Raw genomic sequence first — 21,670 nt, forward strand, 5'->3', positions numbered from 1 at the left:
GCCGTAGCCGGTTTATATAATAACTTATTAATATCAAAGATAATTTATGCCAATGCCCGCGCCAGCAGGGAGATCGGATGCTCACATTTTTTGCTGGTGGACATTTCAATCTGCCATTTGCAGGTTTCGCAGTCACTGATCACCATATCAATGCCGCACTCTTCTATCTGGCGGAAAAGCGGCGAGCCAATGGCCTGCGAGGTTTCATAATTTTCTTTTTTGAAACCGTAAGTCCCTGCAATACCACAACATTGTGAATCCAGCACGATCAGTTCCACGCCGGGAATTGAGCGGATAAGTTCGAGTGAATACGCCGTCCAGCCCATTTTTTCCATATGACACGGAGTGTGATACCCCACTCTCAGCGGCGTATGACGCAGCTCAGGTTTGCGCCCTTCCTGCATCAGCCGGTAGAGGTAACGCGTCACCAGTTCAATGTTATCACGCAGCGGTGCGGTATCCACATCCAGAATATGCGGATATTCATCCCGCAGTGTGAATGCGCAGGTCGATGAGGTTGCAATAACCGGCATGTTCTGCTCAACAATAGCTTTAGTGAGCGATTCCACATTCACCGCCGCCTGTTTTTTTGCCTGTTTTTCAAAACCATTGGCGATCAGTGCCACACCACAGCATTTTTCCCGCTCCAGCAACTGCACACCGATCCCCATGCTGTTAAAAACGCGGATTAAATCTTTACCGAGCTGCGGATGGTTATAATTCACATAGCAACCATGGAAATAGGCGACCTGCTCACTGAATGTATTCTGTACCGCCTGCTGTTTTTTGTACCAGCGGCGGAAGGTTCCGAAAGAGTATTTCGGCAGTTCGCGGCGATGGTCGATTTTCAGTGCGGCATCCAGCAATTTACGCACCGGTTTCAGCCCGGTAATGGTATTCACAACCGGCGCAAACGGCGAGGAGAGCGATCCCATCAGGTCGGTATGGCTTAAAATCGCATCACGGATTTTCGGACGGGACGGATGATACGCCAGTTTTGCGCGCGCAATAATATCGCCGATTTTCACATCAGACGGACACGCCACTTCACAGCGTTTGCAGTTGGTACAGAGTGTCAGCGCATCGTCATACAGCATCGAATCTTTCAGGCGCAACCGCTCTCCGTCAGGACCGGCTTGTTTCGGACCCGGATAGTCCGGGTTAACTTTTGCCACCGGACAGTAAGTTGTGCATACCGTGCATTTTATGCAGTTCTCAAACAGTGTTTGTCCCGCGCTCATGCATTCACCTCCGTTTCATGCATTCCTTTTTTGTCAGCCGCCGCCTGCGTCAGGATCTGCTCTGCGGCGTACATGGCTGTCGCCAGTGATACCCCGGCGCCACACCCTTCCTGTAGCGGGTTATAGCCGCCCAGCACCGCGCCTATTGCATAAAGATTGGAAATTGTGCCGTTATCATCGGCCGGGTTCAGATGTGCATTTACCGCCACACCCGCCTCCATATAGCGCTGACGCGCAAACAAATCTGCTGATGTCCATGCATTGCGCGCCAGAGTTTGCGTTAAACGCAGATTGAGTAACGGCTCATAGATATGGTCAATATCACTGACCAATCCATTACTGAAGAAACTGCCGGATGCCAGAACAAATTGATCCGCCTGCAACGGAATATCGCCGTGATTACGGCTGAATAACTGTGTGATACGCGAGCCTTCGCGGCGTGCTGAAACCACCGTATCGCCCGGCATCACAAACCCGCCTGCGCGGCGAAATCGGTTCAGCAGCGCCTGGTGCAGACGGATCCCTAACAGAGAGGGTGGCAGCGTCGGTAACTGATACACGGTTTTACCGAGCTGTTGTTGCAAAAATGCCACCGCATCCCGGTCATCCAGACCAAAACAGGCGGGTAACACCAGCGCCTGCTCTGTGATACCACACTGTTTCAGTTCGTCTGCCAGCTCCTGCCGGTTCTGCGGGATATCCAGCAGGCGGGCAATATTAACAGAGCGGAATTCACTCGGATTATTACGCAGCTTATCCAGACACGGCAGATGAATAGTATAAGCCTGCGCCGGATGCCCCGAACGGGTGAGTGCTGCCGCCGTCATTTCTGCCTGAAAATCAAGAAACCCGGTGATACCGATAATGGCAAGCGGCGGCAGATCTGCGCTGTTTTTTTCCTGTAAAACCGGCACAACCGCAGGGCTGAGCCAGCTCATGCGCCATTGCCCCATCGGGGTTAAACGCCAGTGGTTTTTCTCTGCCTGCCCCTGTAATTGCAGCTCATCCTGTTGCAGCAGCGCCATTGCCTGACTGATTGCCCGGCGAACCCCGCATTCACCCATCACACTATAAGGATGAGACGGTGCCTGGCGCGCCAATTCGGCCAGAGCAGAAAAAGGCTCGGTCACCGGCTGCCCGTCCGGCAGAGCCGAGAGCAAATCCAGCGAGGCGGAGGAGAAATGCAGCGCGCTTTGTCCGGCACTGATAATCGCACAGCTCAGTCCGCTTTCCGCCAGTTTTACACCGCAGGTCAATCCTGCCAGCCCGCTGCCCGCTATCACCACATCATATTTCATACTGTTCTCCCTGCCCGTCATCTGCGCCGGTTTCCAGGCCGCAAAGCCCCTGATAAACCCAGCTGGTGAATTCACTTTCACGCAGCGCATTTCCCCATGCTATCGGGCGAACCCCTTTCCAGCGCTCATTGAGAAAATGCATCAGTTCTGTTTCCGATTTTTCCGCTGTGGTGACCTTCAGCTGTGTCAGTAAACCGGCGGCACGACAGGCACACAGTTCGCCCTGACAGGTTCCCATACCCACACGGGTACGGCGGCGTAAATCGAGCAGGTTTTTCACTGTCAGACTTTCCACCGCATAACGCACTTCACCGGCGGTGACAGCTTCACATTCGCATACCAGGCTTTTATCAAGGCGCGTGGTGTGCGGCAGTTGTGCAGCACGGTCGCCGTGACGATAAACCGCAGAGCCGCGTAGTGGTGCCGGCAGAGAAATGACTTTACGCAGCGTTTGCTCAGCCGACTGTGCAGAGCCCGGCAGCGGTTCATCGGCTGTTGAGCAGAGCGCGGCGTGTCCGAGTTTTTCGCACACCATATTTGTTGCCCATTCTGCCATCAGGCGATATGTCATCAGCTTGCCGCCGGTGATCGTCATAAAGCCGCGCAGTCCGTCGCGTTTTTCGTGATCGAGCAATACGATGCCGCGGCTGATATTGCGCCCGGTAGGATCATCATCTGCCGCCACCAGCGGGCGGACACCTGCGTATGCCCGCAGAATACGCGCCTGCGCCATAGCCGGTGCCAGGCGTGACCCTTCGCGGATCAGCGTATCCACTTCATCCGCGGTGACAATCATGTTGTCGATATCATCATAGGGAATATGAACTGACGTGGTGCCGATAAGCGAAATGGTATCGCCCGGCACCAGGATATCGGCATCACTCGGTTTACGGCAGCGGTTGATCACCCGCTGGTTGATACGGTGTCCGAGGATCAGGAGCGATCCTTTGGCAGGCAGCATGTTAATGCGCAAATCCGCGTACTCCGCAATGCGCTGTCCCCAGATCCCCGCCGCATTCACCACCACATTGGCATACAGCGGATAGCGGCGCTGTTCATGATGATCATAAACCTCCACACCAATGACCTGATCGCCATGACGTAAAATGCTCATCACTTCGTGGTACGTCAGCACCTGCGCGCCGTGTTCGCGGGCATCCAGCATATTGGCGGCGGTCAGACGGAACGGATCGACCGTGCCGTCCGGCACTTTAACCGCACCGAGCAGTGCCGGGTTAACGGATGGCTCAAAACGCAGCGCCTCTTCCGGCGACATCTGTTGTGTATCAATGCCCGCTTCACGGCAGGCATCCATAAATGTGTTCTGATACTCAGGGGCGTCTTCCGGCAGTGTAATGAATAACCCGCCGGTATCGTCAACACAGTGACGGGCTATCCGCCGTAAAATACGGTTTTCCGCAATACACTCACGGGCGGATTCAGGATCGGTCACCGCATAACGCGCGCCGCTGTGCAACAGACCGTGGTTACGACCGGTCGCGCCGGTCGCAATATCAAACCGCTCCAGTAATAGTGTACGCAAACCGCGCCGGGCACAGTCCCGAGCCATCCCGGCACCGGTTGCCCCGCCACCGATAATAATGACATCGGTTTCATTTACAGGTGAATCAGACATATGTTCCTCTCAGTCACATTCCTTTTGTACCCTTATTCATTCAAACTGCAGGTTCGTTGGCTACGCTCATCCAGCCGGGTCACATACTAGTGTATGCTCCCCGTCTGTTTTCCCTTGCCGCCTTCCTGCATCCTGAATGACGTTGGGTATATTATAGAGAGAGCTTAGCCTGTTTTTACAACGCCGTGATTGATAATGAGCAAAAACGAAAATAAAAACGCAAAATCGGCGCGAAAAAAACCATAGTCGTGATGAATGTCACATACCTGCAACACCTGTTATTTTTACCGGTGAAATACCCGAAAACTGACTGATTTAGCAGATATTTTCATGCCGACTCACACTGCTACCATTTATTTATTGTTAAGCCAATAATATGCGCTATGCTTTTATCGCTAATTATCTGTTTACTCTATATATTCGCCTTAACGTAAAAGAAACAAAATAATATACAAATAAATAATTACTCAAGTTATCACACTGAGTTACAAGGTAATCATCCGTAAAAACGTACAATTAGCGATGAAAACCCTTGGTTACATCAAATTTAAACGATCCGCTATTCGCTATACTTCAGACAAGGCATCATTTTATTACGAATCTGTAACCGCGAATGATTGGTATTCCAATCGACTGAAAGGATTCGGTTACTGATAACAATTTTAAATATTCGTTTTAGATCCATTTTTGTATTTTAACTTTCGATTTACCTGAACAATGGAGAAGCACAGTGCAAACCTTTAATGCCGATATCGCAATTATCGGGGCTGGTGGTGCCGGGTTACGGGCAGCAATTGCTGCCGCAGAAGCCAACCCGCACCTGAAAATTGCTCTGATCTCAAAAGTCTACCCGATGCGCAGCCATACCGTTGCCGCAGAAGGCGGCTCTGCGGCTGTGACGCAATCCCATGATTCCTATGATTATCATTTCAATGATACGGTGTCCGGGGGCGACTGGTTATGTGAGCAGGATGTAGTTGAGTATTTTGTTGAGCATTGTCCGGCTGAGATGACTCAGCTGGAACTGTGGGGCTGCCCGTGGAGCCGCAAAGAAGATGGTTCCGTGGATGTCCGTCGTTTCGGCGGGATGAAAATCGAGCGGACCTGGTTTGCCGCCGATAAAACCGGCTTCCACATGCTGCATACGCTGTATCAGACCTCGCTGAAATACCCGCAAATCCAACGTTTTGATGAGCATTTTGTTCTCGATATTATTGTCGATGAAGGTCAGGCCCGTGGTCTGGTGGCACTCAATATGATGGAAGGCACGAAAGTTCAGATCCGCGCCAACTCAATCATTATGGCAACCGGCGGCGCAGGACGTGTTTACCGTTATAATACCAACGGCGGTATTGTGACCGGCGATGGTATGGGAATGGCCTTCCGCCACGGTGTTCCGCTGCGGGATATGGAGTTTGTCCAGTATCACCCGACCGGTCTGCCGGGCTCAGGCATTCTGATGACAGAAGGCTGCCGTGGTGAAGGCGGGATCCTGGTTAATAAAGATGGCTATCGCTATTTGCAGGATTACGGTATGGGACCTGAAACCCCGCTCGGTCATCCTGAAAACAAATACATGGAACTCGGACCGCGCGATAAAGTATCTCAGGCATTCTGGCATGAGTGGCGCAAAGGCCGCACAGTGAAAACAAACCGTGGTGATGTGGTTTATCTGGATCTGCGCCATCTCGGTGAGAAAAAACTGCTTGAGCGCCTGCCGTTTATCTGTGAATTATCAAAAGCCTATGTCGGTGTGGATCCGGTAAAAGAGCCGATCCCGGTTCGTCCGACCGCGCACTACACTATGGGCGGCATTGAAACTGATCAGTATTGTGAAACCCGGATCAAAGGGCTGTTTGCGGTCGGTGAATGTTCGTCTGTCGGCCTGCACGGGGCTAACCGCCTTGGTTCAAACTCACTGGCAGAGCTGGTGGTCTTTGGTCGTCTGGCAGGGGAACAGGCAGCAAAACATGCGCAGGAAACCCATTCCGCCAACAGTAATGCTATCGATGCCCGCACAGCGGATATCGAAAACAACCTGAAAGCACTGATGAACCAGAAAGGCACAGAAAACTGGGCAAAACTGCGCGATGAAATGGGCGAGTCCATGGAAGAAGGCTGCGGTATCTACCGGACGCCGGAACTGATGCAGAAAACAGTCGATAAACTGGCCGAGCTGAAAGAGCGCTTTAAACGGGTTGAAATCACCGATCACTCCAGCGTTTTCAATACTGATCTGCTGTATACCATTGAATTAGGATTTGGTCTGGATGTGGCGGAATGTATGGCGCACTCGGCAATTAACCGCAAAGAGTCCCGTGGTGCACACCAGCGTCTGGATGAAGGCTGTACGGAGCGTGATGACGTCAACTTCCTGAAACATACCCTCGCTTTCCATAATCCGGATGGCTCGCCGCACCTGGAATACAGTGATGTGAAAATCACCAAATCCGCGCCGGCAAAACGTGTTTACGGCGGCGAAGCTGCTGCGGCTGAACAGGCGAACAAAGAGAAGGAAAACGTCAATGGCTGAGATGAAAATGCTGAAAATGTCCGTCATGCGCTATAACCCGGAAACGGATAATGAGCCGCATCATGTGACCTATCAGGTGCCTTACGATGAGCAGACTTCACTGCTTGATGCGCTGGGCTATATCAAAGATAACCTGGCGCCTGACCTCTCATACCGCTGGTCATGCCGTATGGCTATCTGCGGCTCCTGCGGCATGATGGTCAATAAAGTACCGAAACTCGCCTGCAAAACATTCCTGCGGGAATATCCGCAAGGAATGCAGGTTGATGCTCTGGGAAATTTCCCGGTCGAGCGCGATCTGGTGGTCGATATGACACACTTTATTGAGAGTCTGGAAGCGATTAAGCCTTATATCATCGGTAATGATCGCAAGCCGTCCGAAGGACCGAATAATCAGACACCGGGACAGATGGCAAAATATCATCAGTTCTCAGGCTGTATTAACTGCGGTCTTTGCTACGCCGCCTGTCCGCAGTTCGGGCTGAATCCGGAATTTCTCGGCCCGGGTGTCCTGACTCTGGCGCAGCGTTACAACACTGACAGCCGCGACCATGGCAAGAAAGAGCGTATGGCGCAAATCAATGGTGATAACGGCGTGTGGACCTGTACATTCGTGGGCTACTGCTCTGAAGTCTGTCCGAAACATGTGGATCCGGCGGCAGCAATTCAGCAGGGGAAAGCCGCCAGTGCGGAAGACTTTATTATTGCCCGTCTGAAACCACAATAAGGAAGAGAGAGATGACGACCAAACGTAAACCTTATGTGCGTGAAATGACACCGACATGGTGGAATAAGCTCGGCTTTTACCGTTTTTACATGGTGCGCGAAGGCACGGCGGTTGTTCAGCTGTGGTTCAGCCTGCTGGTGATGTACGGCGTTTACTGCCTGAAAGGCGGTCCCGCTGACTGGGCAGGTTATGTCCAGCTGCTGCAAAACCCGGTTGTGGTGTTAATCAATATTCTGACACTGGCCGGTACGCTGCTGCATACCATCACCTGGTTCCAACTGGCACCAAAAGCAGTTAACATTGTGATTAAAAACGAAAAAATGGGACCGGAGCCGATTGTTCGCGGGCTTTGGGTGGTTACCATCATTGTTAACGCCGTTATTCTCGCCGTTGCACTGCTGTGATAAGGAAGGAAGCCGAAATGATTAATCCGAATCCGAAACGCTCACAAGAACCGGTTTTCTGGGGTTTGTTTGGTGCGGGCGGTATGTGGAGTGCGATTGTTGCACCTGCCGTTATTGTGCTGCTGGCCTTTATGCTGCCGTTTGATATGGCGCATGGTGCGCTCAATTACGGGCGGATACTGGCATTTTGTCAGAGCTTCATCGGTAAAGTGTTCCTGCTGCTGATGATTATCCTGCCAATCTGGTGTGCGCTTCACCGCCTCCACCACTGTATGCATGACCTGAAAATCCACGTCCCTGCCGGACGCTGGGTATTTTATGGTTTAGCCGCGATCCTCAGTGTGATGGCTGTAATTGGTGTGTTTACCCTGTAATCACGGTAACTGCCTGATCAAAAAGACCGGCTCTTTTGAGCCGGTCTTTTTGTTATTGCACCATTATTATCTATTATGCCACTTCTGCCATATTCAACTGCCAATAGCTGAGCTGAACATGAGAAAGCCCGCGAAACGTCAGTGTGGCAGGCTGCGCGGGAAAATAACGGTTACTCATTACCGCTACACCATCATTGATAAAAATCTCAACACTGGAATGATCAGTAAAAATGTGGAGTTGTGTCACTTCACCCTGCCAGTAACGATGCAGCCAAACGCCGCTGATCAGACTGCGGCGTGATAAACGGACTTCCTGTCCGTCATAGGAAAAAATCAGCTGTTTACTGAAATTAAGAATAAGCGGTCCGGTCAGTTTGATGATAACTTCCAGGCGTCTGGCATTAAGCTCCAGGGCATTATCTGCCTCACCCGACCACTGTCCGCCTGCCCCGCGCAGTTGTTTAAGCTCGCTGAGCGGTTGCTGATACAAATGCCCTTTGCGCAATGACAATTCACGCGGACAGGTCATCTGGTGGATCCAACCGTTTTTGATAGTCGGTTGCAACATTTCTTCACCATCAGGCACCCCCATCCAGCCAATCATAATACGGCGGCCATCTTCAGCGAGTGATGTCTGCGGTGCATAAAATTCAAACCCGGCATCCACTTCATTCACCTGAGGTTTATGGTGGTAAATTTTGCTTTCATAATCGAACTGTCCGACCAGATAAGTGCTCGGATAGGTATTAAGGAAGCGGGTTGCTTCACGGGGCATTCCCTGAGGACAGCATAATAAAATCCATTCACTGTTCAGTTTAAACAGATCCGGACACTCCCACATATATCCTGCATCGCCCAGGCCACCATAATGACTGCCGGCCAGGATACCGCGCAGCGTCCAGTCGCCCAATTCAGTAGTATCGTACAGCAGTACCCTGCCTTTATCATTATTGTCACGGGCACCCAGCACCATATACCAGCGGTCATTATGCCGCCAGATTTTCGGATCACGCACATCACTGCTGTACCCTTCCGGCAGCCCGAGTACCGGTCCGTATTTTTCAAATCCACCGTCAGGTTTCTCCCGCGCCAGACACTGCCTGGACATCCGGGAGCCGTCACTGTATTCAATATTACCGGTATAACAGAGTGTCAGAGTGCCTTCGTTATCCACCGCACTGCCGGAAAAGCATCCGCCGGAATCATTATTTCCGGAAGGCAGCAGCGCAACCGGTGCATGAAACCAGTGAACCAGGTCTTCTGAGTGCCAGTGTCCCCAGCATTTTTTCTCATGCTCACAGCCGAAAGGATTCCATTGATAAAACAGATGCCAGCGACCTTTATGATAAATAAATCCGTTAGGATCATTCATCAGACCGCAGACTGGCGCGGCATGCCAGCCGGATAATGCGGATCCCGCTGTGCACGCCCCTGATGCTTCATTAAGGCCTGAATAATCCCTGACAGCAGTGTCGCCTGAACCATATACTTATCCTCGGTGTTATCTTTCAGAAACCATGAAACCATAAACACGGTACTGAATGCGAGTACCATTCCCTTCAGATAATTCAGAATCTGTACCCAACGTCATTCAGGATTCAGGCGGACTGAGTGCCGCCAACAAACCTGCTGTTTGAATGAACAAGGATATATCATTACTGTCTGTCATCCGGGTGATTTTATTGTCCGGTACATAACCGGCAATCGCATTGATACAGAGATAAGAACTTCGTGAACATATAATGAAGTTACATACTACCGGGTTAAATCACAGGTTTTCAATATCACTAAATCATTTAATTTCATAATTAATATTTATCACAAACCAGATCATTGTGCGATAAGAAAAAAACAAAAAACCCGCATATATGCGGGTTTATACATAACAAAAATCGAATTATTCCTTTATGACAGTACCTGTACAAAAATTAAGATTAACCTTTATACAAACAGATGTTTTCAAAAAAAATAAAACTAATTTTTGTTATTGCTTGTTCATAAAAAGCGGTAATTAACCTAATAATTTACCGAACAGTTTACCAACAACAGGGATACCTTTCAGAGCAGTCTCAACACGGCCACCCAGTTTGTTACCCATACCACCAACCAGTGCTGCGCCTTTTTCTCCGCCAAATTTAGTACCGATACGGCCACCAAATGAAGTCATAGCATCCTGCAGACGACCAGCACCAGAAACGGTATTAACTTCAACGATATTTAATTCTTTCATTTTTAATCCTTTACGCCCATCCCGGGCAATATAATGTATATATCCATATTAAAGTACTGCGATAATATGCTTATCGCCACTTTTTATTTTGTCACGCAATTAATGTGACGCGGCTATTATAATCCCGGAAACATAAAGAAACAAAGTTCTAAATGATTATTTAATTCATGACGAAAAGTGTTTTACACTATAAATACAAACATTAAATATTAATATTACTTATATCTGAATGCGATGACTATTACGTGCAAATCTTAGCCAGAAAATCATAGTGATAAAAAAAAAACACCCGATGATAATTCGGGTGTTTTTTTTAAAACCGAAAAAACCGGCAGGAATACTATGCGTTACCACGCAGAAAATAAGAAACATCTTCTTCAACACTTTCCATTGCCAGCAAAGCATCCAGCGTATCGCGGGCTTCCTGCTCATCAATAATGCTCATCGCAAAACCGACATGCACTAATACCCATTTGCCCAACATAGCTGCCGTTTCACCTTCACAAACCAGCGCGATGTTTACATCCCGTCTGACACCACATACTTCAACTTGCGCATTGTCTGTCGCAGATTCACCTACAGTGACAATTTGCCCGGGAATACCTAAACACATAACCGGCTCCTGATTTGCTAAAATACCCTTACGGGGTTATTCAATTTCGATTTGCTTCACCTGCATGGCATCGCTGCTGTCTACCTGAAGATTATGACTGCCGCAATGCGGACACCCGGTACTTAATCCGGGCACACTGACCATCTTCTGACAGTCACGGCACCAGGCTTGTGCCGGTACAATGGTAACATGCAGCTCAGCACCTTCCGCCACCGAATCACGGCAAACGATATCAAAACAAAAATGCAGCGCATCCTTTTCAATACAGGACACGGTACTCAGTTCAAGCCAGACTCCGGTAACGCGCTGCGCCCCGCTCTGTTTTGCCTGCTGTTCAATAATATCAAGCGCATTCTGACATAACGTAACTTCATGCATCAGCCGGGCCTCAGGACATCAGATCAGCCGGCATTTCAAATGCTGCACGGCGACGGCGCTCTTTTACAATCTCATCCATACGATTACGGTCAACAACGATCAGTGCCTGAGTCGGACACACTTCCACACATGCAGGACCACCCGCACGGGTATGACAAAGATCGCATTTATGGGCTTCAGCACGATACTGCGGGATAGTATTCAGTGCGGTAGCCATCTGTGCAACCGGACGGCTGATCACTTCCATAGTGCCGTAAGGACAGGCAATCACACAGGTTTTACAGCCGATACATTTTGATTGATCGACATAAACAAAATCATCTTTACGGCTGATGGCACCGTTCGGACACACATTGGCACACGGCGCATCTTCACACTGGCGGCAGACAACCGCTGTACTGACCGTGTACCCTTTCATTACATGGATACGGGGGAAAAAACCGTCCTGAACCATGGTTTCAATACCGGTTTCCTGCTCTTGATGAGCAACGACACAAGCGACCTCACAAGTGTGACAGCCAATACATTTTTTTGGGTCTGCAATGATGAAACGGTTCATCATACTCTCCTGAATGATACACGACGACCTCACACCCGGCGCTCCCGGTGCAGCCATCTTTTGATTAGAATAATCAGAAAATAAGCATGCATCGTGCCAGTTTCGCATTTTTTTTTAAAATTCAGTGAAATCAGCGTATTAATAAATAGTACTATCGTACTGTGTGCCATACTAAAAATAGTCGTCACACAATTCGACATTTTTGACGATAATTTTTTTATCGTTATGTGTCATAATATATTAAGTTTTCACCCCGCAGAAAAATAGGGGATTGGATCAAACTTAAATCAGACAACGATATTCTTTTTTTATAGAGTCATTACAATAATGGTTATTACCTCTCTGAAACTTATTTATACCTATAACTATTCAGAGCAGGATTATTTTTAAGAGCAAACCGTCCAATCAGGAATGATAAAGACGAACACGAGCGGAGACGTTGTGGACAATACTGAAAAGACCGAACACATACGCCATGAACGTGACCAGTACAGAATATTGGTTGATATCACAAATTCTGTCCTGTCCCATCTGGAGATGGATGGATTAGTTGCTGAAGTATCCCGTGAAATTCACCGGTTTTTCGGACTGAGTCAGATAAGTATTGCACTGTGTGACAACTACAGTTCTGCGGTATATCTTTGTTATTCAAGTTATTATCAGCGCACTAAACCGGTTGAGAAAACACTGTACCATCTGAATGAACTGCATCCGGATTTGGCACAGGTGCTCGACAGCAATCAGCCTATGCGACTGACACTCAACAGCGGAACACAAGATCCGCTGTATCAGCATGTCTGTGCCCAGGGAATGTCAGAGACACTGCTGCTCCCCCTGGCTTTTAACCATAAACCACTTGGTGTTTTGGTGTTATCCCATGAAAACAATACTGTTTTTACGGATGATAGCTGCAATTTACTGAAACAAATTGCGGCCCGGTTTGCAATTGCTGTCGATAATGCGGCGGCTTACGGGGAAATTACCCGTCTGAAAGACAGCCTGAAGCATGAAAATCTGTGGCTGAATGAACAGATTCATAATAATGAAAGCTTCAGTGAAATCATTTTCCAGAGTGATGCAATGCGCAACATTCTTGAGCAGGTGGACCTGGTTGCCAACAGTGACAGTACGGTACTGATCCTCGGCGAAACCGGTACCGGGAAAGAACTTATCGCCCGGGCAATCCATCGTCTGAGCGCCCGCCATCACCGCAGTATGATTAAAATGAACTGCGCGGCTATCCCGTCAGGATTGCTGGAAAGTGACCTGTTCGGACATGATAAAGGCGCGTTTACCGGGGCTGCCACAACACACATCGGCCGCTTTGAAATGGCAGATAAAAGCACGCTGTTCCTGGATGAAATTGGTGATATGCCGTTGGATCTCCAGCCAAAGCTGCTGCGGGTATTACAGGAGCGGGAGATTGAACGGATCGGCGGTAATAAGGTTATCCCGGTGGATGTCCGGCTGATAGCCGCCACTAACCGTAACCTGAAATCGATGACAAATGACCGTGAGTTTCGTGAAGATCTCTACTATCGTCTGAATGTGTTTCCTATCTGGATCCCGCCGCTGCGTGACCGTCCTGAAGATATTCCGTTACTGGCGACCTGGTTCACACAAAAGATTGCACAGCGGATGAACCGGAAAATTGACTGTATTCCCCGCGATTCACTGGAAAAACTGGCCCGTTATCCGTGGCCCGGTAATGTGCGCGAGCTGGAAAATGTCATTGAACGGGCTGTTATCCTCACGCGCGGTAACACATTGAATATCCAGTTGCATGAGCTTAATATCCCAAAGCAGTCCCGCCTGAAAACGGCGCTTGAAACCCCAAGTTCACTGGAAAAACGGATGCAAACCACCGCACCGGAAAATGATGATGAAGAGCGGAACCGGATTATTGATGCCCTGAAAGCAACCAATGGTGTCGTCGCGGGAGCCCGCGGAGCTGCAACGCGTCTGGGACTGAAACGCACCACGTTATTATCCCGTATGCAACGGTTAGGTATTTCTGTACAGGATATATTTGAAGAAGATAATCATTAGTCGAATATTTGTTTTTATAAATACCCGTTTAAATAAGAATGCGTCTCAAGAAAAAGTATTTCGCAATTAAACCGAACATACCCGTCTTAATATGTTCACTTACTCTTTATGCAAGACATTGTCAGCCGAAATCAAAAACTGAATTAATACCGTTTAATTATTAATTTAATAATTAAACAATAATAAAAAACCAGCGGTCATTTCTGAGCGCTGGTTTTTTTATCATATTACGACGACCAAATTAACACCCTTCAGCGGCTTCCCGCAGGCGGCGCTTAATCGCAGTATATTCCTGAACGACATAATGTTCAGCCTTATGCTGATCCGCAATAGGTTCAATGCGTACCGCACAGTATTTATATTCCGGTGTTTTGGTAATCGGGCTGAGGTTTTCTGCCACCAGCTCATTACACGCACCAATCCACCACTGGTAAGTCATGTAAATCGCCCCTTTGTTAGGACGATCGTTGACATTTGCACGGGTGATAACTTTACCCTGACGGGACGCGACCCAAACCAGTTCCTGATCTTTAATGCCGAGTTCTTTCGCATCAGCGGTATTGATCTGAACAAAGCCAGGTTCATCTGCCAGTGCAGCCAGTGCTTTACAGTTACCGGTCATTGAACGGCAGGAGTAGTGACCGACTTCGCGGACTGTTGCCAGTACCATCGGATATTCATCACTCAGCTTATCAATCGGCGGATGCCAGTCACAGGTATAGAACTGCCCTTTGCCGTTCGGGGTATCAAACTGCCCGCCGTCATACAGGTATTCTGTTCCCTGGTCACTGTCATCAACGTCACGGCACGGCCACTGGATATACGCCAGATCCGCCATTTTTTCGTACGTTGCACCATAATAGATAGGGCAGAGTTCACGTAACTCATCCCAAATCTCTTTGGTGTTGTTGTAGTGCATCGGGTAACCCATCGCTGTGGACATCAGACTGATAATTTCCCAGTCTTTTTTCACATCACCGACCGGCTCAACCGCTTTATAGAAGCGCTGGAAGCCGCGATCCGCTGCGGTATAAACACCTTCATGTTCGCCCCAGGATGTCGCAGGGAAAATAACGTCAGCAATTGCCGCCGTTTTGGTCATAAAGATATCCTGGACTATCAGCAGCTCCAGTTTGTCGAAAGTACGACGGATAGTGGCCAAATCCGGCTCAGTCTGGAGCGGATCTTCACCCATCACGTAGTGTGCTTTCAGCACGCCTTCATCAATAAAGTGCGGAACTTCACTTAACGGAATACCTAATTCTTCCGGCATTTTATCAATGCCCCAGAATTTGGCGAATTTCTCCAGTGATGCTTTATCTTCCACATACTGATAGCCCGGCAGTGTATTCGGCAGTGCGCCCATATCACAGGCACCCTGAACGTTATTCTGACCACGGACAGGGCCGACACCAACATGCGGTTTACCCATGTTACCGGTCAGTAACGCCAGACTGGTCAGTGCGCGGACAGTTTCCACACCCTGATAGAACTGCGTAACACCCATACCCCACAGAATGACCGCGTTTTCAGCTTTCGCATACATACGGGCGGTTCTGCGGATATCTTCGGCTTTAAGACCTGTTGTCGCTTCCACTGATTCCGGTGTGTATGGCGCAACTAACGCGCGATACGTATCGAATTGCTCTGTATGTGCATCGATAAAGGCTTTATCGTGCAGATTCTCTTCGATAATAACATGCGCAAATGCATTGATAAGCGCAATGTTAGAGCCGTTTTTCAGTGGTAAGTGAATATCTGCAATACGCGCAGTTTCAATATAACGCGGATCACAAACAATAATCTGAGCACCCTTCTCTTTCGCTTTAAGAATACGACGGGCGACGATAGGGTGTGAGTCTGCGGCATTGTAACCGAAGACAAAAATACATTTGGTATCTTCAATCTCAACGATTGAATTACTCATTGCGCCATTACCGACCGAACGCTGCAGACCTGCAACCGAAGGGCCGTGTCAGACACGCGCACAGCAGTCGATATTATTACTACCGACCGCTGCACGTACGAATTTTTGCATCACAAAGTTAGCTTCATTACCCGGACCACGGGATGACCCGGTAGTCATAATCGCTTTCGGGCCATACTTCGCTTTAATATCCAACAGACGGGAACTGGCAAACTCAATCGCCTCTTCCCAGGAAACGGGTTCCAGTTTGCCACCGCGTTCGCGGCGGATCATCGGACTCTTTAAGCGGGGGGTTAAAATCTTGGTGTCATGAATGAAGTCCCAGCCGTAATACCCTTTCAGGCAAAGCTCTCCTTCATTGGTGTGACCATTTGCGCCCTCCGCGCCAATGATCTTCCCGTTCTCCACCTTCAGGTTAATTTTACAACCTGAGGCGCAATACGGGCAGACGGTGATGATTTTTTCCATCAACATTGCTCCTATATCGTATCTTAGCGGATAAATACCGCCTTATCGCCACCAATCATGCAGGGTTTATGCCAGTTTTAAGATTTAAACTGAATTTCTTTAACCTGTTGAATGCTTTTATATTATTTTTATATTGTTTTTATAATTAATAACTGTGACAGGCGACGGTACGGACGGACTCGTCAAAAATGTCGAACTTTTCTCACCGCTATCAGGTGATGACACTGACACCGGCAGGTTACTTCAGAACAACTTTACAATTGCATGATGAATTATATACCCTTATTCATTCAAACTGCAGGTTCGTTGGCTGCACTCAGCTAGCTGGGTCACATAGTTTACCTATGCTCCCCATCTATCTTCCTTTGCCGCCTTCCTGCATCTTGAATGACGTTGGGTAAAACAATGATAAAGAAGTGTATGATGATGGTGATCAATCATCCGTGCGCTGGTTTTTTCCCGTATTTCATAACAGTTTGCGAATAATTTCGCCCTGATTGTCGATATCGGTTCCGGGGTGCTGCTCTACAATGACAATGACTTAATTTTGCTGCTCTTTCCCGCCTGATAATGCGCGTGGCTCCGCGTATTATCAAAATAATAAAAGAGAGATAAATACCTGATATGAAAGTTAATGATATTTTAATTGCCCTGCTGGTTGCCGTGATTTGGGGGGTAAATTTCGTGGTCATTAAAGTGGGGGTAACCGGCATTCCGCCATTATTCCTCGGTATGCTGCGCTTTCTGTTTGTTGCGATCCCCGCCGTATTTTTTATTCCACGCCCGAAAATTGCCTTCAGCCGCCTGGTTATTTACGGCCTGACTATCTGCTTCGGTCAGTTTGCATTTTTGTTCAGTGCCGTAAAAGCCGGAATGCCGGCAGGTATTGCCTCTGTCGTGCTCCAGTCTCAGGTCTTTTTCACCATCGTGCTCGGCGGATTGATCCTCAAAGAGTCACTTAAATTCAGCCAGGTAATTGGTATTATTGTTGCGGTTGTGGGCCTGACTGTACTGGCAAAAGGCGGGGATTCCGGCAGTCTGACGGACATTCCTTTTATGGCACTGATGATGACGTTGGCAGGCGGTTTTTCCTGGGCATGCGGTAATATCTGCAACCGTCTGATAATGAAAGAAACGCCGGATTGCAACGGAATGTCACTGGTGGCATGGAGTGCACTGGTACCGATTATTCCGTTTATTCTGATGTCACTGTATGTTGAAGGTGCGGACGCAATTATCAGCAGTATCTCTCATATCAGCCTGCTGACCGTGGGGGCGATTATGTATCTTGCCTATCTCTCCACCTTTGTCGGTTATACATTGTGGAGCCGTTTATTAGGCCGCTATGAAACCTGGCGGGTAACACCATTTGCCTTACTGGTGCCGTTCGCGGGAATTGCCAGCAGCGCGCTGTTGCTGGGTGAAACCATCACTATGATGCAGTTCGCCGGTCTTGGCTTTATTATGGCGGGGCTGATTTTGACGGTGTTCGGTAAGCGGTTGGTGTCGATGCTGACACGCAAACAATCGGTCTGAGCAAAAAGGCGGCAAATTTGCCGCCTTTTTAAACCATCAGCCGGACATTAACGCTAATTTCTTTTGCCGTTCTCCCACTCTGCATTATCATGAAGAGACTCACGGCTCTCATACAATGAATTCTCTGTTGTCATATTATGCAAAGAAGGACGTGGTGAATCCGGTACCGGTGGCGGTGTCTGTTCTGCCGCAGGCCGATACCCGTCAATCTCCTCATACAAAGGGTCGCTAATCTCACTGTAAAGTGATTCAGATAATACCGGTCTGGCTGAATCCGGCACCTGTGGCGCGGACGGCTGGCAGATATCGGCCATATCATCAGCGGAAACATAGATATTTTCAGTACCGGTATATCCGGTATGATCATACACAGAAGCATACGAAGTATCGCCACCCATGCTGTCATAAACTGTATTTTCCGGCTGAGCATCAAAGCCGGGTAATGACTGTGCCGGACGCGAAGCCATATCCATGGTTATCTCTCTGCCGGGTTTTGCGCTGCCCTGCAGCCCGCTGAGATGATTACCGAATGACGAAAGCACATTGGAAAAAGCAGATTTAATTGCATTCCAGGCATTTGATAATATTGACTTTATCCCGGATGAACTGACGTATGACGATGAGCTGTCTATGCCCGCTGAACTATATATTTCATTATCCATGTGCTGAAGCACCTGGCTTGCTTGTGTTCCCTGAACTGCTCCCATAATAACTCCCTTTATGGTGTTTTAAGATCCGGATTTTACTTCTTTATGCAGATTTATCAGTGTATTAAACTGCTCAGAAGTCTGCACCATTTTTGAACAACCCGTTTCACGTAACTGTAAAATTATTTCCTCAGGTGTATTCTTGTTACCCTGCTTCAATATTTCCATTGCCCCGGCAACAACGCCGGTACGACCGATTCCGGCACTGCAATGAATAAATGGCTGAGGGTTGTAACTACTGTCTTGTTTAACCTTCTGCTCAATTTTCTGATTAATACCTGAAACCAGTTTCGTCAGTGTCGAAGAATCAACAGTAGTACGGTCTTCCCAGTTATTAACATGTATAACTGATATAGGTGTTGTTTTACCGTTTACTGTTATTTCTATCCGGTAATTATGCAATTCCAGGTTACCTGCCATTGCAGTACGCGCTGCCGGGTTAAATTTGCATGCGACAGAAACATCGCTATATTGATCACTTTCTTTGAAATAAGCAGGAAGCCTCCTGCCCTCAATATCCTTATCAGAAGAAAGCACGACCAATACCGCCGGTTTTTGATCTGCCAGCATACATAGATGGTCGCGAAGTCCTTCTGGTTTGGGGAACTGACTGCGCATCGCCAGATCCATCCCGTCAACCTTCATTTGGTTTGCAGGCAAACCTTTGCCTTGTGGTGTAAACAGCTGGGTTGCTGCACAGGTATCAATATTACCAAAGCGTTGGTGATTGGTTCTGGCAATAAAATTGTCCGGATCAAGCCGGTCTGATGTTTTTATTTCCAATTGCTTGAAAGCATTTCCCGACATGCCCGTTTTCATATCCTGAACAAAAGGTGTCAGTTTAGGTGCTGCTCTGCGTTGTGCCAGTGATAAATGCGCCCCCTCACCCGGTGCGCGTACCTGTAATGATGGCGGAGATGGTGCATGAAAAGATGGAGGCTGCATAAATTCATGCATCCGTGACGGGGGAACCGGGGCAGGTCTTGATGGCGGCTGCATAAATACCGGTGTTTGCGGCAGTGGCTTCGCTGTTGGTGCTGAAACGTTATACACCGCATTACGATGGTTTGGATCTGCAGTTGTGTGATGCTGACGTAACTGAACACTATCTGAAAGCGTATTATCCGGCCGTGGTAATGGTGCCGGAGGGCGGCGTTGCGTCCCCTGTAATTCCATTGTCCGCCCGTGATGCTGTACTGATTTCGGCGGCAAAGACGGAGGTGTATCCTGCTCCCGATTGTTCTGAACAGATAAGTGCTGATGAATATAAGGCATCATAATTCCTTTTATAATTAATGAAGCGCCAGCAGATAATCGGCAGACTTTAAAATATATTCAAATAACTCAATGACCTGACTGTCTTCCGTTCCGCTCAGAGGTAAACGGCTCCAGATAACCCACTCTTCTTTTTCATTCAGTGAGATAACCGGCTGGTACGCCAGTTGCGTCAACGCATTTAGCTTCAAAATATTTTGCAGCAACTCATTATTTTGAATAATGTTCGGTACTTCCCCGATATTGGCAGACAAATACCACTCTGTGGCATCAATCACTGACAGTGATAATGAATAACGGCTATCAATTGTTAACATAAATGTATGCTGGTCATCCGCCGGCGGTGGAACATCCAGGCCAATGTGACGTAACAACATGACCACAATACGGTGAAAAGAATATAAATCTGGCATACCTGTTTCCTGATTTAACGAAATGATGTTTTCAGTATGACGAATAGACTGAAAAATACTTTAATATTTAGTTCATATGAAAAACAAATACCATCTCAACAATAAAAATCAGGTAAACAATAAAACACAGCATCATCTTCTTTTTATTAAAGAAATAACATCAACATGGAATAAAATAATTACTTCTATATGTAAAAGGAAGGAATGAAAATGAAACTAACTAACATACTACCAAGTGCACACAAAGCATCCCCTGAAAACAAATGTCTTAAAAACATGTCAGAACTACCTTATATTAATAAATTACTTCAAAAACTAGACTCACTTAAAAATACAAATGTAAAATTTGAAGGGCAATATGTTAATTTCAGGTCAGATATTGTTAAATTGAGTAAAAATGTGTTATCACTTCATTATAACGCCGAACTAACCGACCTTGGAATAAAAGACAAACCAGAACAAATAAAAAATGAACCAGCCAAAACAACATTAAATGAAAGAGCAAAAGAATGGTATCAACAGGAGAGAAACACTATACCGGTGGCAATTATCAAGCGGGAAATTGACCATGTATGTGCAGAGAAAAAAATAGGATTAACGTCGGAGGAAATAAACAGAATAGTCGACATAGTAAATGAAAAACACATACAAAATAACATGTTAGCAAAAGACGGGGCAACCTACTCAACAATGTTCTCTTTGAAGTTGGATGGGGAATTAAGTAAAAAAAATAAATGAATATGGAATAAAAGACAAACTGATTAGTAATTTTACAAAAAGCATGCCTGAGTTCTCAACTCACCTTGAAAAAGAATTAAAAACAAACAAATTAGATAAGAAATATTCCGAATACAAGAAACAAATCCTTGAGCAACATGATAATACAATTATGAAAATGCAAGGAAAAATAAAAACAGACATATATAACACTCTGACTGAAAACATTTACAATGCATTATTATGTAATAACGAAACCGAACAAACGCTGGATTTCAATGCTATAAAAGAAGAGACCAGAGCACAGGCATTGCTTATAACAGAAGAAAAAAATAGCGTCTCTTACAACACCTCCTGATAAAATAAACATTGAGAATATTATTCATAAATCACTTGATTTAAATATGAAGGTAACCTCAGAAATACAGTACACTCCCTCCATAAATAATGTATCAGATAAGGAAACTGATGATTTATTTAATTCCATTGAAAAATATATGTTAAAGGGAAATATATCTGATCAGCGTGCATATTTAGGCAATAAAAAAGTATAAAACATTCCCGGCGGTTGACCATGAGGCGCTA

Annotated in this window: 20 protein-coding genes and 1 pseudogene; 9 read left to right on the forward strand and 12 right to left on the reverse strand. The window is 47.3% G+C overall.

Translation table 11 applies throughout. The features are described 5' to 3' along the window. Positions 1-44: 44 nt before the first annotated feature. The 3 genes from glpC to glpA are packed head-to-tail and all read right to left on the reverse strand — an operon-like array spanning position 45 to position 4,175. On the reverse strand, positions 45-1,241 hold the full coding sequence (glpC, locus tag AYY17_RS16850; RefSeq protein WP_067425574.1) for an anaerobic glycerol-3-phosphate dehydrogenase subunit GlpC: 1,197 nt from the start codon (positions 1,239-1,241) through the stop codon (positions 45-47). Next, a complete protein-coding gene (gene glpB, locus AYY17_RS16855) occupies positions 1,238-2,539 on the reverse strand; it encodes a glycerol-3-phosphate dehydrogenase subunit GlpB (RefSeq protein WP_067425577.1) in 1,302 nt (433 codons plus the stop codon). Before glpB ends, glpC begins: the two co-directional genes overlap by 4 nt. Beyond that, on the reverse strand, positions 2,529-4,175 hold the full coding sequence (gene glpA, locus AYY17_RS16860; protein WP_067425580.1) for an anaerobic glycerol-3-phosphate dehydrogenase subunit A: 1,647 nt from the start codon (positions 4,173-4,175) through the stop codon (positions 2,529-2,531). The genes glpB and glpA overlap by 11 nt, the downstream gene beginning before the upstream one ends. A 730-nt stretch (positions 4,176-4,905) precedes the next feature. Between glpA and frdA the strand changes: the two genes are divergently transcribed. From frdA to frdD, 4 genes are read left to right on the forward strand one after another with little or no spacing between them, the layout of a single operon-like run. Further along, positions 4,906-6,708 (forward strand): fumarate reductase (quinol) flavoprotein subunit, encoded by a 1,803-nt coding sequence (gene frdA, locus AYY17_RS16865; protein WP_067425583.1) that lies wholly within the window; start codon positions 4,906-4,908, stop codon positions 6,706-6,708. Then, positions 6,701-7,435: a succinate dehydrogenase/fumarate reductase iron-sulfur subunit gene (locus AYY17_RS16870; RefSeq protein WP_067401221.1), complete on the forward strand. Its 735-nt coding sequence runs from the start codon at positions 6,701-6,703 to the stop codon at positions 7,433-7,435. Before frdA ends, AYY17_RS16870 begins: the two co-directional genes overlap by 8 nt. A gap of 11 nt (positions 7,436-7,446) precedes the next feature. Further along, positions 7,447-7,839 (forward strand): fumarate reductase subunit FrdC, encoded by a 393-nt coding sequence (gene frdC / locus AYY17_RS16875; RefSeq protein WP_067401219.1) that lies wholly within the window; start codon positions 7,447-7,449, stop codon positions 7,837-7,839. Between the two features lie 17 nt (positions 7,840-7,856). Beyond that, complete coding sequence (frdD, locus tag AYY17_RS16880) at positions 7,857-8,213, forward strand: fumarate reductase subunit FrdD (RefSeq protein WP_067401217.1); 357 nt, start codon at positions 7,857-7,859, stop codon at positions 8,211-8,213. A 73-nt stretch (positions 8,214-8,286) separates the two neighbouring features. Here the strand turns inward: frdD and AYY17_RS16885 are convergent. The 5 genes and pseudogenes from AYY17_RS16885 to hydN form a co-directional block, all read right to left on the reverse strand. Then, a pseudogene (locus AYY17_RS16885) lies at positions 8,287-9,698 on the reverse strand (glycoside hydrolase family 32 protein). 526 nt (positions 9,699-10,224) lie between these two features. Next, positions 10,225-10,443 carry a hypothetical protein gene (locus tag AYY17_RS16890; protein ID WP_067425586.1) on the reverse strand — a complete coding sequence of 73 codons (219 nt, stop codon included), beginning with the start codon at positions 10,441-10,443 and terminating at the stop codon, positions 10,225-10,227. A gap of 340 nt (positions 10,444-10,783) precedes the next feature. Then, a complete protein-coding gene (gene hybG / locus AYY17_RS16895) occupies positions 10,784-11,056 on the reverse strand; it encodes a hydrogenase maturation factor HybG (protein WP_067366708.1) in 273 nt (90 codons plus the stop codon). 36 nt (positions 11,057-11,092) lie between these two features. Then, positions 11,093-11,434, reverse strand: a complete 342-nt coding sequence (hypA, locus tag AYY17_RS16900) for a hydrogenase maturation nickel metallochaperone HypA (protein ID WP_067425589.1) — start codon at positions 11,432-11,434, stop codon at positions 11,093-11,095. Positions 11,435-11,444: 10 nt separating this feature from the next. Continuing rightward, the gene (hydN, locus tag AYY17_RS16905) at positions 11,445-11,993 is read right to left on the reverse strand and encodes an electron transport protein HydN (protein ID WP_067425592.1); all 549 of its coding nucleotides are present in this window, start codon (positions 11,991-11,993) and stop codon (positions 11,445-11,447) included. Positions 11,994-12,404: 411 nt separating this feature from the next. Between hydN and AYY17_RS16910 the strand changes: the two genes are divergently transcribed. Then, positions 12,405-14,042 carry a sigma 54-interacting transcriptional regulator gene (locus AYY17_RS16910; RefSeq protein WP_082981434.1) on the forward strand — a complete coding sequence of 546 codons (1,638 nt, stop codon included), beginning with the start codon at positions 12,405-12,407 and terminating at the stop codon, positions 14,040-14,042. Positions 14,043-14,283: 241 nt separating this feature from the next. Here AYY17_RS16910 and fdhF read toward each other — a convergent pair whose 3' ends face one another. Then, positions 14,284-16,437 carry a formate dehydrogenase subunit alpha gene (gene fdhF, locus AYY17_RS16915; protein ID WP_082981435.1) on the reverse strand — a complete coding sequence of 718 codons (2,154 nt, stop codon included), beginning with the start codon at positions 16,435-16,437 and terminating at the stop codon, positions 14,284-14,286. Positions 16,438-17,061: 624 nt separating this feature from the next. Between fdhF and AYY17_RS16925 the strand changes: the two genes are divergently transcribed. After that, complete coding sequence (locus AYY17_RS16925; protein ID WP_067425605.1) at positions 17,062-17,973, forward strand: EamA family transporter; 912 nt, start codon at positions 17,062-17,064, stop codon at positions 17,971-17,973. Between the two features lie 53 nt (positions 17,974-18,026). On the opposite strand, the gene AYY17_RS16930 is transcribed toward AYY17_RS16925, so the two are convergent. Both AYY17_RS16930 and AYY17_RS21775 read right to left on the reverse strand, forming a co-directional pair. Beyond that, the gene (locus tag AYY17_RS16930) at positions 18,027-18,680 is read right to left on the reverse strand and encodes a hypothetical protein (protein WP_067425608.1); all 654 of its coding nucleotides are present in this window, start codon (positions 18,678-18,680) and stop codon (positions 18,027-18,029) included. A gap of 21 nt (positions 18,681-18,701) precedes the next feature. Continuing rightward, positions 18,702-19,499: a protein-tyrosine phosphatase family protein gene (locus tag AYY17_RS21775; protein ID WP_162271123.1), complete on the reverse strand. Its 798-nt coding sequence runs from the start codon at positions 19,497-19,499 to the stop codon at positions 18,702-18,704. Between the two features lie 200 nt (positions 19,500-19,699). Between AYY17_RS21775 and AYY17_RS21780 the strand changes: the two genes are divergently transcribed. Beyond that, positions 19,700-19,960 carry a hypothetical protein gene (locus tag AYY17_RS21780; RefSeq protein WP_162271124.1) on the forward strand — a complete coding sequence of 87 codons (261 nt, stop codon included), beginning with the start codon at positions 19,700-19,702 and terminating at the stop codon, positions 19,958-19,960. A 12-nt stretch (positions 19,961-19,972) separates the two neighbouring features. On the opposite strand, the gene AYY17_RS16945 is transcribed toward AYY17_RS21780, so the two are convergent. Further along, positions 19,973-20,368: a type III secretion system chaperone gene (locus AYY17_RS16945; RefSeq protein ID WP_067425618.1), complete on the reverse strand. Its 396-nt coding sequence runs from the start codon at positions 20,366-20,368 to the stop codon at positions 19,973-19,975. 210 nt (positions 20,369-20,578) lie between these two features. On the opposite strand from AYY17_RS16945, the gene AYY17_RS16950 reads away from it, so the two are divergent. Both AYY17_RS16950 and AYY17_RS16955 read left to right on the forward strand, forming a co-directional pair. Beyond that, on the forward strand, positions 20,579-21,106 hold the full coding sequence (locus AYY17_RS16950) for a hypothetical protein (RefSeq protein ID WP_067425621.1): 528 nt from the start codon (positions 20,579-20,581) through the stop codon (positions 21,104-21,106). Positions 21,107-21,149: 43 nt separating this feature from the next. Next, positions 21,150-21,443 (forward strand): hypothetical protein, encoded by a 294-nt coding sequence (locus tag AYY17_RS16955; protein WP_067425624.1) that lies wholly within the window; start codon positions 21,150-21,152, stop codon positions 21,441-21,443. The last annotated feature ends 227 nt before the right edge of the window (positions 21,444-21,670 follow it).

It is taken from the genome of Morganella psychrotolerans (genome assembly GCF_001676055.1).
Lineage (GTDB): Bacteria > Pseudomonadota > Gammaproteobacteria > Enterobacterales > Enterobacteriaceae > Morganella > Morganella psychrotolerans_B.